The following is a 13,770-nucleotide window of genomic DNA, read 5'->3' on the forward strand; positions in this document are numbered from 1 at the left end:
TTCACTAACGGTATTTAAATTTCGATTCTTATACCTATAAAGTCACTCTCCTGCGTACCTGCCGACCAATCGGCGCGCCGCACGACACGAACGAACACGGGACCTCCGTGAGTTTCTTGATCGACGCGCGCGCCCTTGAGCGTGCCGTGCGTGGGAGTGATTTTTATGTCAGCTGTCTCTGCTACCAACCGCATCGCGCCACAAACCTTCGACATCCGCCCGTTCAGCGGCGCCGTCGGTGCCGAAATCATCGGCCTTGACCTGTCCCGCCCGATCAATGACCAGGACTTCGCCCGCCTCCATCGCGCGCACCTGGATCATCACGTCGTGGTGTTCCGCGACCAGCGCATCACCCCCGAGCAGCAGATCGCCTTCAGCCGAAGATTCGGTGTGTTGCAGATTCACGTGCTCAAGCAATTCCTGCTGGCCGGCCACCCGGAAATCCTCATCGTTTCCAACATCATCGAAAACGGCCAATCCATCGGCCTCGGTGATGCCGGCAAGTTCTGGCATTCCGACCTTTCCTATAAAGAACTGCCCAGCCTGGGCTCGATGTTGCACGCCCAGGAGCTGCCGTCCGAGGGCGGCGACACCCTGTTCGCCGACATGCACAAAGCCTGGGACAACCTGCCCGACGCGTTGCGCAAAGCGGTTGAAGGCCGGTCCGCTGCGCACTCGTACACGGCGCGCTACAGCGAGACAAAATTCGAAGGCAACTGGCGCCCGACCCTGACGCCGGAGCAACTGGCTCAGGTCGCAGAAGTGGTTCACCCGATTGTCCGTACGCACCCGGAAAACGGGCGCAAGGCGCTGTTCGTCAGCGAAGGCTTTACTACCCGCATCGTTGGTTTGCCGGAAGACGAGAGTCAGCAGCTGCTCGCCGAGCTCTACGCCCACAGCGTGCTGCCGCAAAACATCTACCGCCATCAGTGGCAGCCACATGACCTGGTGTTCTGGGACAACCGCTCGCTGATCCACCTCGCCGCCGGATGCCCCAGCCATCTGCGCCGCAAGCTGTATCGCACCACCATCCAGGGCGACGCGCCTTTCTGATTTGTCGGAGATTTGATCATGTCCAAACGTCTTCCCTTTGCACCGCTGGCGGCTGCCATCGGCCTGGGTTTCAGCCTGATCGCCGGCAGCCTGGTGGCGCCGACTGTGGCCCACGCCGAAGGTGAAATCCGCATCGCCGAGCAGTTCGGCATTGTTTACCTGTTGCTCAACGTGGTGCGCGATCAAAACCTGATCGAGAAGTACGGCAAGCAGGAAGGCATCGACATCAAGGTCGACTGGACCCAGTTGTCTGGCGGCGCCGCGGTCAACGATGCGCTGCTCTCCGGTTCGATTGATATCGCTGGCGCGGGCGTCGGCCCGTTGCTGACCATTTGGGATCGCACCCACGGCAAGCAGAACGTCAAAGCCGTGGCCTCCCTCGGCAACTTCCCTTACTACCTGGTGAGCAACAACCCCAAGGTCAAAACCATCGCCGATTTCACCGAGAAGGACCGCATCGCGGTGCCGGCGGTGGGTGTGTCGGTGCAGTCACGCTTCCTGCAATACGCGGCTGCCAAGCAGTGGGGTGACAAGGAGTTCAATCGCCTCGACAAGTACACCATTGCGGTACCGCACCCCGACGCCACGGCGGCGTTGGTGGCCGGTGGCACCGAGCTGTCCGGGCACTTTTCCAACCCGCCGTTCCAGGATCAGGAACTGGCCAACCCCAACGTCCACGTGGTGTTGAACTCCTACGACGTGCTCGGCCCGAACTCGCCGACGGTGCTGTTCGCCACCGAGAAATTCCGCGAAGAGAACCCGAAAACCTATAAGGCCTTCATCGCGGCGCTGACCGAAGCGGCGGAGTTTGCCCAGAACGATAAAGGCGCGGCTGCCGACACTTACATCCGCGTCACCAAGGCGAAAATCGACCGCGCCGCGTTGCTGAAAATCATCGACAACCCGCAGTTCGAATTCAGCGTCACGCCGAAGAATACGTATCCACTGGCCGAGTTCCTTTACCGCGTCGGCGCGATCAAAAACAAACCGGATTCGTGGAAGGATTACTTCTTCCAGGACGCCAAACCACTGCAAGGGAGCTGACTGAAATGAACGCCCCTTTGCAAGGCCACACGGTCAGCAAACCGAACGTCGCAGCCCAGGCGCTGCTGTCGGTCGACAACGTCAGCCTCGAATACCGCACGCCGCAGCGTGTGGTTCGGGCGACCCACCAAGTCAGTTTTGAAATCGATCCGGCGGACCGCTTTGTGCTGCTCGGCCCGTCCGGTTGCGGTAAATCAACCTTGCTCAAGGCAGTTGCCGGGTTCATCCAGCCGTGTGAGGGCGAGATCCGTCTTCAAGGGCAAACCGTGCATGCGCCGGGGCCGGACCGGATCGTGGTATTCCAGGAGTTCGATCAACTGCCACCGTGGAAAACCGTCAAACAGAACGTGATGTTTCCGCTGCTGGCGTCCAAAACCCTGAAGCGTAAAGAGGCTGAAGAGCGCGCGCTGCACTACCTCGAAAAGGTTGGGCTGGCGGCGTTTGCCGACGCTTATCCGCACACTCTGTCCGGTGGCATGAAAGCGCGAGTCGCCATCGCTCGCGCCTTGGCGATGCAACCGAAAATCCTCTTGATGGACGAACCCTTCGCCGCCCTCGATGCGCTGACCCGCCGCAAGATGCAGGAAGAATTGCTGCTGCTGTGGGAAGAGGTGCGTTTCACGCTGCTGTTCGTCACGCACTCCATCGAAGAGGCGCTGGTGGTGGGCAATCGCATTCTGCTGTTGTCCCCGCATCCGGGCCGTGTGCGGGCGGAGGTCCACAGCCATCAATACGATTTGCACAGCCTCGGTGGCGTGGCGTTTCAGGAATCGGCGCGACGGATTCATCGGTTGTTGTTCGATGAAGGCCAGTCGCCGGAGACCGAGCGCGAGCTGGATTTCTCCGACATTCGCATCGCTTATTGAGCCATTGAGAGGAGTGCCCGATGAGCCATTTATCATCTGCGCGTGAAGAGTTCGAAACGGTTTTGCAGCCGCTGACCAGCGTACCGCTGGAGCGTGAATTACCCCTCGGTCAGCGCCTCTGGCAGCAGGGCTGGATTCGTAAAAGCCTGATCCTGATATTGCTGGCGGTGCTGTGGGAAGTGGTCGCCCGCGTTCAGAACAACGACCTGCTGCTGCCGAGTTTTCTGCAAACGGCCAGCGCGCTGTATGACGGTTTGCTCAGTGGTGAGTTGCTGGGCAAGGTCTGGATTTCGCTGGTGGTGTTGCTCAAGGGTTACCTGATCGGCATCGTCCTGGCGTTTGCCTTGACCACGCTGGCGGTGTCGACCCAGTTCGGTCGGGACCTGCTGAGCACGTTGACCTCGATGTTCAACCCGCTGCCGGCGATTGCGTTGTTGCCGTTGGCATTGCTGTGGTTCGGCCTGGGGCAGAACAGTTTGATTTTTGTGCTGGTGCATTCGGTGCTGTGGGCGTTGGCCTTGAACACCTATGCCGGGTTTCTCGGGGTTTCGGAAACGTTGCGCATGGCCGGGCGTAATTACGGACTCAAGGGCATGCGGTTTGTGCTGTTTATCCTGATTCCGGCGGCGTTGCCGTCGATTCTTGCCGGGTTGAAGATTGGTTGGGCCTTCGCCTGGCGTACGTTGATTGCCGCAGAGTTAGTGTTTGGCGCGACCAGCGGCAAGGGTGGGTTGGGGTGGTACATTTTTCAGAACCGAAATGAGCTGTATACCGACAAGGTGTTTGCCGGGTTGGCGGTGGTGATCTTGATCGGGTTGCTGGTGGAGAATCTGGTGTTTGATTCGTTTGAGCGGGTGACGGTTAAGCGCTGGGGGATGCAGCGGTAAGCGTTGTGGTGTCTGGTCTGGCCCCTTCGCGAGCAGGCTCGCTCCCACAGTGGATCTTCATTGGATGCCAATTTTGTGAACCACATAAATCCCCTGTGGGAGCGAGCCTGCTCGCGAAGGGGTCAGAACAGCCGCCGCATCAATGGGGAGATGTTTGCTAGCATTGCGTCTGAATCAATCCAGATCAGCCACGAGTGCTCAGCATGCAACTCCCGGACATGAACCTGTTAGTCGCCCTCGACGCCTTGCTCGACGAAGGCAGCGTGGTCGGTGCCGCGCGGCGGATGAACCTCAGCCCGGCGGCCATGAGCCGAACGCTGACGCGCATACGCGAAGCCATCGGCGACCCGATCCTGGTGCGCGCCGGTCGCGGTCTGGTGCCAACACCCAAGGCACTGGAGCTGCGCGAACAGGTGCGTGACGTGGTCGAGCAGGCTGCCTTGCTGTTTCGTTCCGCCGATGAGGTGGACCTCGGTTCGTTGCGCCGGCGGTTCAGCATCCGCGCCAATGATTTTTTCGTCGGCGTGTATGGCGGCAAGCTGTTCGACACCCTGGAACGCCAGGCGCCGCACTGTGAATTGCGCTTTGTGCCGGAAGGCGATGGCGATGATGAAGCGCTGCGCGAAGGGCGGATCGATTTGAGTGTCAGCAACAACCGTCCGGTCATGCCGGAAGTGAAAGTGCAGAACCTGTTTTCGACGCACTTTGTCGGTCTGGTGCGCGAGGACCATCCCCTGTTCGACGAAGAGATTACCGCCGAGCGCTATGCCGGTTTTTCTCATATCAGCATGTCGCGCCGTGGCATTGCCCGTGGGCCGATCGACACGGCCCTCAACGCCTTGGGGCTGGAGCGTCGGGTGGCGGTGATTGCGCCGAGCTTCCATGCGGCGATGTTCGCGTTGCCCGATTCCAATCTGATTCTGCCGGTGCCCCAAGAGGCGTTGTTGAGCGTCCGTCGCCTGGGCTTGAAACTGCGCTCGTTCACCCTGCCGATTCCGCTGCCGACCCTGATGCTGACCCAGGCCTGGCATCCACGGTTTGACAACGACCCGGCCCACCGCTGGTTGCGTGAAACCCTGAAAGCCTGCTGCGACGAGACATGGCTGGCCGCACAACCCACCTGAAGCAACCCCCAATCCCCTGTGGGAGCGAGCCTGCTCGCGAAAGCGGTGTATCAGTCAAAGTTGATGTTGGATGTGAAGTCCTCTTCGCGAGCAGGCTCGCTCCCACAGAGGTTTTGTATTGTTGCGTCTGGCGCATTTATAAACTGCCGATAAGTCAATTTTCGTCAGTCATCATGCTTCATAGAATGCCCCGGTACCTAAGCCCCGGAGCAAGCAGTAATGACTTCCCTCACGGTCCCGGCACCCCTCGCCGCGATCCCTCCAGCCGCCGTCACGCCACCGGTTTTCGGCCCGCGGATCATCATCGGTCTGGTGGGTGTGTTGCTGGCGGTGCTGGTGTCGGGCCTGAACGAGATGGTGACCAAGGTAGCGCTGGCGGACATTCGCGGTGCGTTGGCCATCGGTTACGACGAAGGCACCTGGCTGGTCGCCAGCTACACCGCGACCTCGGTGGCGGCCATGGCGTTTGCGCCGTGGTGTGCGGTGACGTTCTCGTTGCGCCGATTCACCCTGTGCGCCATCAGCGTCTTCACGTTGTTGGGCCTGTTATGTCCGTTCGCCCCGAACTACGAAAGCCTGCTGGTCATGCGCACGTTGCAAGGCCTGGCCGGCGGTGCGTTGCCGCCGATGCTGATGACCGTGGCGCTGCGCTTCCTGCCAGCCAATGTGAAGCTCTATGGCTTGGCCGGGTATGCGCTGACCGCCACGTTCGGCCCCGGTCTCGGCACGCCACTGGCCGGATTGTGGACTGAGTATGTCGGCTGGCAGTGGACGTTTTGGCAGATTATCGTGCCGTGCCTGCTGGCCCTAGGCGCGGTGGCCTATGGTTTGCCCCAGGACCCGCTGCGCCTGGAACGCTTCAAGCAGTTCAACTGGCGCGGTCTGCTGCTGGGTTTTCCGGCGATCTGCATGCTGGTGATCGGCATCTTGCAGGGCAATCGGCTGGACTGGTTCGAGTCGAGCCTGATCGGCGGTTTGCTCGGCGGTGGCTTGGTATTGCTGGTGTTGTTTCTGATCAATGAATGGTCGCAACCGATACCGTTTTTCAAGATGCAGATGCTCGGCATCCGCAACCTCTCATTCGCTTTGCTCACCTTGGCCGGGGTGCTGGTGATACTGCTGGCAGTGATCATCATTCCGTCCTCTTATCTCGCTCAGGTGCAGGGTTATCGCCCCGTCCAGACTGCGCCGATCACGCTGTTGGCGGCGTTGCCGCAGTTGATTGCGCTGCCGTTGGTGGCGGCGTTGTGCAACCTGCGATGGGTCGATTGTCGCTGGGTGTTGGGCGCGGGTCTGAGCATGTTGGCGCTGTCTTGCATCGGTGGTTCGCAGTTGACGTCAGCGTGGATTCGCGACGATTTCTACGCGCTGCAACTGCTGCAAATCTTCGGTCAGCCCATGGCCGTCCTGCCGCTGTTGATGCTGTCGACCGGCAGCATCTCGCCGATGGAAGGCCCGTTCGCCTCGGCCTGGTTCAACACCGTTAAAGGCCTGTCAGCGGTGATTGCTACCGGCGTCATCGAGGCGTTGACCACCGCCAGGCTGCATTTTCACTCGACGATGCTGGTGGATAGCATCGGCAATTCGCCCCTGGCCGAGCGCGATAGCGCAGGCCTCGCGCACCGTCTGCATGAGCAGGCCGTGGTGCTGACGTCTTCCGATCTTTATCTGTGCATGGCGGGCGTCGCGCTGGCGTTGATCCTGTTGATTTTCTGGCTGCCGACGCGGATGTATCCACCGCGCGCGCCGACTTGAACGCTTCACTGAAACAGAAGGTTTTTATGACGACTCAAACCAAGCAAAAAATAGCTGTCGGTGTCGCCGTAGTGGTGGCGGTCGGTGTGCTGATTTGTCTGCTGACGCCCGGCCTTTTCGGTCAGCGCACGCAGCAAAAAACCAATGACGCCTTTGTCTCGGCGGACTTCACGCTGGTGGTCCCGCGCGTGGCCGGGTTTATCAAGGAGGTGCTGGTGGAAGACAACCAGCAGGTCAAGGCCGGGCAGTTGCTGGCGCTGATCGATGATCGTGATCTGCGCGCCGCGGCCCAGGCGGCGGACGCTGAAACCCTGGTGGCCAGGGCGCAGCTGCAAAATGCCCGCGCGACCCTTGAGCGTCAGGCTTCAGTAATCGCTCAGGCTCAAGCTTCGGTGGTGTCGGCCAAGGCTGAAATGGCTTTCGCCGAGCATGAGTTGAACCGCTACGACCACTTGGCCGGTGTTGGGGCCGGCACGGTGCAGAATGCTCAACAAGCACGCACGCGCATCGATCAGGCCAACGCGCGGTTGGCCAACGCGATGGCGGTGCTGGCGGCGGAGCGCAAGCAAGTGGACATTTTGACCGCCCAACGCGATGCGGCGGAAGGCGGACTGAAACGGGCGCAAGCCGCGCTGGAAATCGCCAGTTTTGAGCTGTCTTACACGCGCATTGTCGCGCCGCAGGACGGCATGGTCGGCGAGCGCGCCGTGCGAGTCGGCGCTTATGTGACGCCGGGTAGCAAGATTCTGGCGGTGGTGCCGCTGGCGCAGGCTTATGTGGTGGCCAATTTTCAAGAGACGCAACTGACTAACGTACAGCCTGGGCAGGGCGTGCAGGTGCGGGTCGACAGCCTCGGCGGTGAGACGCTGAACGGTCGCGTCGAGAGCATCGCCCCGGCGACGGGCGTGACGTTTGCCTCGATCAAACCGGACAACGCCACGGGTAACTTCACCAAGGTTGTGCAGCGAATTCCGGTGAAAATCGTCCTGGAACCTGGGCAGGCTTTGGCTTCGCGGTTGCGCGTGGGGATGTCGGTGGAGGCGATTATTGATACGGCGAGCGCGGCGTCGCATGAGGTGGCTCAGCGATGAAGATTTTTGTTGGCCGGGCAGATGCCATCGCGAGCAAGCTCGCTCCCACATGGGATCTGGGCACCAATGGAAATCCCCTGTGGGAGCGAGCTTGCTCGCGAAGAGGCCGGTGGCCTCAACTGACCTTTTGCACCTTGCTGGTCATGAGCCTGTCAGCCTGCACCGTCGGCCCCGACTTCCAGAAACCTCAAGCCCGACAAATCGCTGAATGGTCAAAACCAACCAAACCCGCCGCCAGTGAAGCGGTCACCGCCGACATGAACGAACACTGGTGGGAAGTCTTCAACGACCCAAAACTCTCCGCCCTGACCCGGCGCGCCCTGACCGACAACCTCGACCTGAAACTCGCCAGCAGCCGTTTGCAGCAAAGCCGCGCCGCGCGCCAGGTGATCACCGCCAACCGTTACCCCAATACGGCCGCGACGGGCAGCTATGGACGCAAACGCAACAGCGGCGAAGGCTTGAACGATCCCTCGGGACACAACGGAAACTCGGCATTCAACCTGTGGGACGCCGGCTTCTCCGCGTCCTGGGAGCTGGACTTCTGGGGCCGCGTGCGCCGCGAAACCGAAGCTGCCGACGCCACGCTGGAAGTCGCGGAAAACGATCGTCGCGGTGTGCTGTTGTCGGTGCTCGCGGAAACCGCTCAGGACTACATTCAACTGCGCGGCGTGCAAAGCACTCGGGCCGTCACTGAGCAGAATCTCGACGTCGCCCGCCACAGTTTGAAACTTTCGCAACTGCGCCTGGCCGACGGCGTTGCCACTGACCTGGACGTCGCCGAGGCCGCTGCCCAAGTTGCCGCCATCGAATCGCGCCTGCCCGCGCTGGAGCAGCGGCAGTCGCAACTGATCAACGCGCTGAGCCTGCTGATGGGCGAACCGCCGCAAGCGCTGCACGCCGAGTTATCCACAGACGCGCCCGTGCCGCAAACCCCGCGCCAGGTCGCGATCGGCTTGCCGTCGCAACTGGCGGAACGCCGTCCGGATATTCGTCAGGCTGAAGCGCAACTGCATGCTGCTACTGCGAACATCGGCGTGGCCAAGGGTGATTTCTATCCACGGATTACTTTGTCGGGCAACCTGGGTTCGCAAGCCATGCAGCTCAGCGATTTTGGTTCGTGGGGTTCGCGTTCGTTCGGCATCGGTCCGCAATTCAGCCTGCCGCTGTTTGACGGCGGTCGCCTGCGCGGTGTGCTGAACCTGCGCGAAGCCCAGCAACAGGAAGCGGCCATCACCTACCAGCAAACCGTGCTGCGCGCCTGGCATGAAATCGACGATCAACTGAGCGCCTACAACGCCAGCCAACTGCGCCGCGACAGCCTCGCCGAAGCCGTGCGCCAAAACCAGATCGCCCTGCGCACTGCGCAGCAGCAATACACCGAAGGCGTGGTGGATTTCGTTAATGTGCTGACGGTGCAAGGCGCATTGCTGGCGACTCAGGAGCAGTTTGTGGAGAGTTCGACCGGGGTTTCGCTGGCGATGGTTGGTTTGTACAAGGCGTTGGGCGGGGGATGGGAGTCGGTGTATCCGTTGGCGGAGTTCACAAAGCGTTAGTTCACTCGTATCAATCCAGGTGGTCTGTCTTGAACGCTTTGGCTCGACGCGATTAAACAGCCGGTAGGCTGCTCAATTAGCGAAATTTTCGATCTTTATCTGGCCATCGGGGAAAGTGGCGATTATTTCAAGTTCACCACCCATTGCACGGATGTAGTTACGTAACGTGCTTATGTACATATCCGTGCGACGTTCCATCTTTGAAATTGCTGCTTGATTGATATGCAGCGTTTCCGCAAGCGTGGCCTGGCTGAGTGCTTTGGCCTGACGCAATTCGTGTAATGGCATTTCCTTGATGTGTTGTTCATAAATCGACTCGGCGCGAACCCGGGATTCGGGTGTCATCCGCGCTTCAAGTTCGGCAAATTTCTTAGCCATCGTAGTGACCCTCTTTGCGCAATGTGTCGAGATGCTCATCGTACAGCTGATCTGCCAGCGGTACATTGACTTCATACCATCGATCCTGACCGGTTTTATCACCGCCAATCAACAGCAGAGCACACCGCCTGGGATCAAATGCATAAAGGATGCGATAAGGACGTCCCGCGTGTTGAATTCGTAGCTCTCTTAGATGGCCATGGCGCGCTCCGTTTATGCCAGCGTCTTCGCTTTTAATAAGGGATTGCTCTGCGCTTGACGCGCACCCACGCGGTCGACGCTTCCAATCATCCCCTAGGAGATACGATCGCCGAGTCACTGGTCGCAAAGCCAGCATCGACGACGAACCTGTGCCGCCTTAAAGTGATCCATAGGCTTCGTGATGTCGGGCCGGTTGCAGGGGGAGGCAATGGAAGCGCGCAGAGAGACTTCGCTTGGCGGCACCCAGGATCCGCATGCGGTACCCGGCGGCTGGGCGGTGGTACAGCGTTGGTTGCGGTGGGCGCAGGAGCACCGGCTGTTGCCGATTCTGGCGTTGGCTGCCCTGGTGCGTTTCTACGACCTGACGGCGGCGGCCATTTGGGGTGACGAAGGGTCGAGTTTGCTGATGAGCCAATATTCATTGGCCGAAATATGGGTGCATGCTGCCCATGACGTGCACCCGCCGCTGTATTTCATGCTGCTGCATGGCTGGATCGAGGTGTTCGGCGACAGCATTTTTTCGATTCGCTGTCTCAGCGCTCTGCCCGGGATTGTCACGGTATGGCTCGGTGTCTGGTTGATGGACTTGATTGCCACCCGGCGTGCTGCGTTATTGGCCGGGTTTCTCTTGGCGCTGCTGCCGACGGCGGTGCGTTATAGCCAGGAAGTGCGCATGTACTCGCTGCTGGGCCTGTGGCTGATCGGCGCGACGATTGCGCTGGTCTACTGGGTCAGGCATCCCCGGCGTACACGCTATCTGGTGGCGTATGTGCTGCTGATGAGCGCGGCGTTCTACACCCATTACTTCACTGCCCTGTGCGTGTTGTGCCACTGGCTGTACCTGGGGGTGATTCGCGTACTGCCAGAGTATCGCTTGCGCACTCTTCAACGCCCCGGCTGGTGGCTGGCGAACGTGGGAATCGTGCTGATCTACCTGCCGTGGGTACCCAGCCTGATCGATCTGATCCAGCACATGGATCTGCTCAAAGCCAATGGCGATGTGGGGTGGGAGTTGCCGGTCACGTTCGGCTCGTTGCCGTCGATGATCTGGTCGTTGCTGACCCAGGACGATGGCGAAAACCTGCCGACGCTGGTTTTTATCGCGCTGCCGCTGGCGTTGCTGGCTATTGCAGGCGTGGCGCTGGCGCGGGACCGCAGCGTCATTCGCGGCAGTATCCTGCTGGTGATCTACACGGCGTTGCCGATGTTGTTGGTGTTCGGCGTGTCATTTATCTCGCCGGTGTTCATCGAGCGCTACCTGACGGCCTATGCACTGGGGTTGCCGATGATTGTCGCGTTGGCCATCGATCGCCTGTATTCAGGCTTTCGAATGCTGGCGCTGACGCTGCTGGTGTTGTTTGTCGGCGTTGAACTGGTCGGCTTGAAGAACAACGCCACGGTCGATACCCACGATCAGATCAATGTGATGGTCAATTACGTTAACCAGCACTTCGTTGCCGGCGACCAGATCGTCACCAGCGATATGCTCTGGTACCTCGCCTACGTTTATTACAACCGCACCGACACTAAACCATTGCTGTACACCCCACCGCTGGCCAATGGCGGGTCGAGCCGGCCAAATGCCTATGGATTCGGCACGCTGGTCACCCAGGATATTTATCTGGACCGCCTCGACAGCTTGCCAAAAGGCACTGGCCGGGTGTGGCTGATCGGCACCGTCGGAGTGCCGGACGAGTTCGCGCCGCTGCCCGTGGGCTGGAAAAACGCCGTCACTACGCAGGCGGGCGGGGCTAATGCGCGCTTGTTTGTGCTGCATTGAAAGCTTTGGTATCACCCCTGCCTTATGGCTTCGGCGACAAATCCGCCATCCCCTTGAGCAATTCAATCGGCAGAGGGAAGACAATGGTCGAGCTCTTGTCCCCGGCAATCGAGCTTAGCGTCTGCATGTAACGCAACTGCATGGCCCCAGGCTGCCGGCCGAGCATTTCGGCGGCCTGCATGAGTTTTTCCGAGGCCTGCAATTCACCTTCGGCATGAATCACCTTGGCCCGGCGCTCCCGCTCGGCTTCGGCCTGTTTGGCGATGGCGCGGACCATCGATTCATTGAGGTCCACATGTTTGATCTCGACGTTGGCGACCTTGATGCCCCAGGCGTCGGTCTGGGCATCGAGCACTTGCTGGATGTCGATGTTCAGCCGTTCGCGCTCGGCCAGCAATTCATCGAGTTCATGTTTACCCAGCACCGCGCGCAGGGTGGTCTGGGCCAATTGGCTGGTGGCCGCCAGAAAGTCTTCGACCTGGATAATCGCTTTCTGTGGATCAAGCACGCGGAAATACAGCACTGCGTTGACCTTGACCGAGACGTTGTCGCGGGTGATGACGTCTTGTGGGGGAACGTCGAGGACGATGGTTCGCAGGTCGACACGGACCATTTGCTGGACCACCGGAATCAGCAGGATCAAGCCGGGGCCCTTGACCTGCCAGAAGCGTCCGAGCTGGAACACCACGCCGCGCTCGTATTCGCGCAGGATGCGGAAGGTCGACCCCGCCAGTGCAATCAGCAATAGCAGCAGCGCGGCGAAACCTACTTGCAGGCCCATGTCTATTCTCCCACCGGTGCCGCGTCAGTCGCGGCCACTTGCAACAGTAGTCCTTTTCGCGCCACCACCCGGACATGTTGCCCCGGCTGCAGCGGTGTCGAGCTTGAAACCTGCCAGCGCTCCCCTTGCAGATGCACCCAGCCGTTGCAGGCATTGTCGGGCAGCAACGACAGGACCGGCGTCACGCTGCCGAGCAACCCGGCATCGCCACTGACGTTGCGCCGCGGTCGGGTTTTCAGGGCGCGGATCAGCAGGAAAATCAGCAGCAGGGCACTCACCAGCCCCAGGCCGATCATTAAGGGAACAGGCATTTCGGTATTAGTCAGAATCACTGCACCGATCACGAACATCACAATGCCGCCCAAACCGATCACGCCGTAATTGGGCAACGCGGCCTCGGCGATCAGAAAGGCGATGCCGAAGGTGATCAACCAGATCCCGACGGGATTTGGCATCAGCAGCACAACGGTATCGGCGGCGAACACCGATCCGCTCAACGCCAACAGCAGCGCAACGGCACAGCAACGAATATTCACGTGACCCTCCGCGAGAGTCATCAGGTGGCTCTGTATACAGTTTAGTTGAGCCTTGGCGTATCTGAATTCTGCTCACTTTACGCTGGCGGCCGATGAGCGGATTTCCCGCCGGAATGCACCGGCAGGCCTAGACTTTCAGTACGAAGAAAAGCGTCAACCATCGTCCGCTCGTCACTGTTGCGGACACCGAGGTGCATCATGCGTATGGCAAGAACCGTGCAGAGAAGCCTGGAAACGGCTCACTGCGAATATGACATCGTCACCCATCCCCATTCGGCCAGCAGTCTGGAAACGGCGCGGCTGGCGGGTGTTCCTGCCGAACGGGTGGCCAAGTCGGTCATTCTCGACGACCACCATGGGCATTACCTGATGGCCGTGCTGCCTGCCAGTCGTCACCTGGACCTGAGCAAAGTTCGCAGCAGCGGCGAATGGCAGGTCTCGCGCGAAAGCAATCTGCCGCACCTGTTCGACGATTGCGAACGCGGTGCCGTGCCGGCGCTGGGTGAGGCCTATGGGCTGGATGTGGTCATCGACCCGTTGGTAACCCGGCAGAAAGACATCTATCTGGAAGCCGGCAATCACACCAATTTGCTGCACATGGACATGCCGCAGTTCTTGAAAATGGTGCCGCATGCCGAGGTGCGGGAATTGAGTCAGTGAGTGCTGTGTTTTAAGTGCTGCCGCCATTGCGAGCAAGCTCGCTCCCACAGGGTTCTCG

The 13,770-nt window shown here is 60.1% G+C and carries 13 protein-coding genes and 1 pseudogene; 10 read left to right on the forward strand and 4 right to left on the reverse strand.

Translation table 11 applies throughout. The annotated features are described in order from the left end of the window. Positions 1 to 165 precede the first annotated feature (165 nt). The 8 genes from AC07N8_RS27005 to AC07N8_RS27040 all read left to right on the forward strand — a co-directional run bounded on the left by AC07N8_RS27005 (position 166) and on the right by AC07N8_RS27040 (position 9,376). Complete coding sequence (locus AC07N8_RS27005; protein WP_493146705.1) at positions 166 to 1,053, forward strand: TauD/TfdA dioxygenase family protein; 888 nt, start codon at positions 166 to 168, stop codon at positions 1,051 to 1,053. 18 nt (positions 1,054 to 1,071) lie between these two features. After that, the gene (locus AC07N8_RS27010; RefSeq protein WP_483843932.1) at positions 1,072 to 2,097 is read left to right on the forward strand and encodes an ABC transporter substrate-binding protein; all 1,026 of its coding nucleotides are present in this window, start codon (positions 1,072 to 1,074) and stop codon (positions 2,095 to 2,097) included. Positions 2,098 to 2,102: 5 nt separating this feature from the next. Next, entirely contained in the window at positions 2,103 to 2,963 is an 861-nt protein-coding gene (locus tag AC07N8_RS27015; RefSeq protein ID WP_410922937.1) for an ABC transporter ATP-binding protein, read from the forward strand. A gap of 20 nt (positions 2,964 to 2,983) precedes the next feature. Beyond that, positions 2,984 to 3,850, forward strand: coding sequence for an ABC transporter permease (locus tag AC07N8_RS27020; RefSeq protein ID WP_493146707.1), 867 nt, complete (start codon positions 2,984 to 2,986; stop codon positions 3,848 to 3,850). A gap of 203 nt (positions 3,851 to 4,053) precedes the next feature. Further along, positions 4,054 to 4,974 carry a LysR family transcriptional regulator gene (locus AC07N8_RS27025; RefSeq protein ID WP_483843930.1) on the forward strand — a complete coding sequence of 307 codons (921 nt, stop codon included), beginning with the start codon at positions 4,054 to 4,056 and terminating at the stop codon, positions 4,972 to 4,974. Between the two features lie 219 nt (positions 4,975 to 5,193). Further along, positions 5,194 to 6,729, forward strand: a complete 1,536-nt coding sequence (locus tag AC07N8_RS27030; protein WP_493146710.1) for an MFS transporter — start codon at positions 5,194 to 5,196, stop codon at positions 6,727 to 6,729. Between the two features lie 26 nt (positions 6,730 to 6,755). Beyond that, a complete protein-coding gene (locus AC07N8_RS27035) occupies positions 6,756 to 7,820 on the forward strand; it encodes an HlyD family secretion protein (protein ID WP_493146712.1) in 1,065 nt (354 codons plus the stop codon). Continuing rightward, on the forward strand, positions 7,817 to 9,376 hold the full coding sequence (locus tag AC07N8_RS27040; protein WP_493146713.1) for an efflux transporter outer membrane subunit: 1,560 nt from the start codon (positions 7,817 to 7,819) through the stop codon (positions 9,374 to 9,376). The genes AC07N8_RS27035 and AC07N8_RS27040 overlap by 4 nt, the downstream gene beginning before the upstream one ends. 72 nt (positions 9,377 to 9,448) lie before the next feature. Here AC07N8_RS27040 and AC07N8_RS27045 read toward each other — a convergent pair whose 3' ends face one another. Both AC07N8_RS27045 and AC07N8_RS27050 read right to left on the reverse strand, forming a co-directional pair. Beyond that, positions 9,449 to 9,754, reverse strand: coding sequence for an XRE family transcriptional regulator (locus AC07N8_RS27045; RefSeq protein WP_483843926.1), 306 nt, complete (start codon positions 9,752 to 9,754; stop codon positions 9,449 to 9,451). Beyond that, a pseudogene (locus AC07N8_RS27050) lies at positions 9,747 to 9,971 on the reverse strand (type II toxin-antitoxin system RelE/ParE family toxin); the annotation flags it as partial. The pseudogene AC07N8_RS27050 and the gene AC07N8_RS27045, both read right to left, overlap by 8 nt. Before the next feature lie 192 nt (positions 9,972 to 10,163). On the opposite strand from AC07N8_RS27050, the gene AC07N8_RS27055 reads away from it, so the two are divergent. Continuing rightward, on the forward strand, positions 10,164 to 11,735 hold the full coding sequence (locus tag AC07N8_RS27055; protein ID WP_493146715.1) for a glycosyltransferase family 39 protein: 1,572 nt from the start codon (positions 10,164 to 10,166) through the stop codon (positions 11,733 to 11,735). 22 nt (positions 11,736 to 11,757) lie between these two features. Here AC07N8_RS27055 and AC07N8_RS27060 read toward each other — a convergent pair whose 3' ends face one another. Beyond that, the gene (locus AC07N8_RS27060) at positions 11,758 to 12,516 is read right to left on the reverse strand and encodes a slipin family protein (RefSeq protein ID WP_483843924.1); all 759 of its coding nucleotides are present in this window, start codon (positions 12,514 to 12,516) and stop codon (positions 11,758 to 11,760) included. 2 nt (positions 12,517 to 12,518) lie between these two features. After that, complete coding sequence (locus AC07N8_RS27065) at positions 12,519 to 13,052, reverse strand: NfeD family protein (RefSeq protein ID WP_483843945.1); 534 nt, start codon at positions 13,050 to 13,052, stop codon at positions 12,519 to 12,521. A gap of 198 nt (positions 13,053 to 13,250) precedes the next feature. Here AC07N8_RS27065 and AC07N8_RS27070 point away from each other — a divergent pair, with 198 nt between their 5' ends. Further along, positions 13,251 to 13,712, forward strand: a complete 462-nt coding sequence (locus AC07N8_RS27070) for an aminoacyl-tRNA deacylase (protein ID WP_310272054.1) — start codon at positions 13,251 to 13,253, stop codon at positions 13,710 to 13,712. The last annotated feature ends 58 nt before the right edge of the window (positions 13,713 to 13,770 follow it).

The organism is Pseudomonas sp. GW821-FHT10C09, from assembly GCF_059415465.1.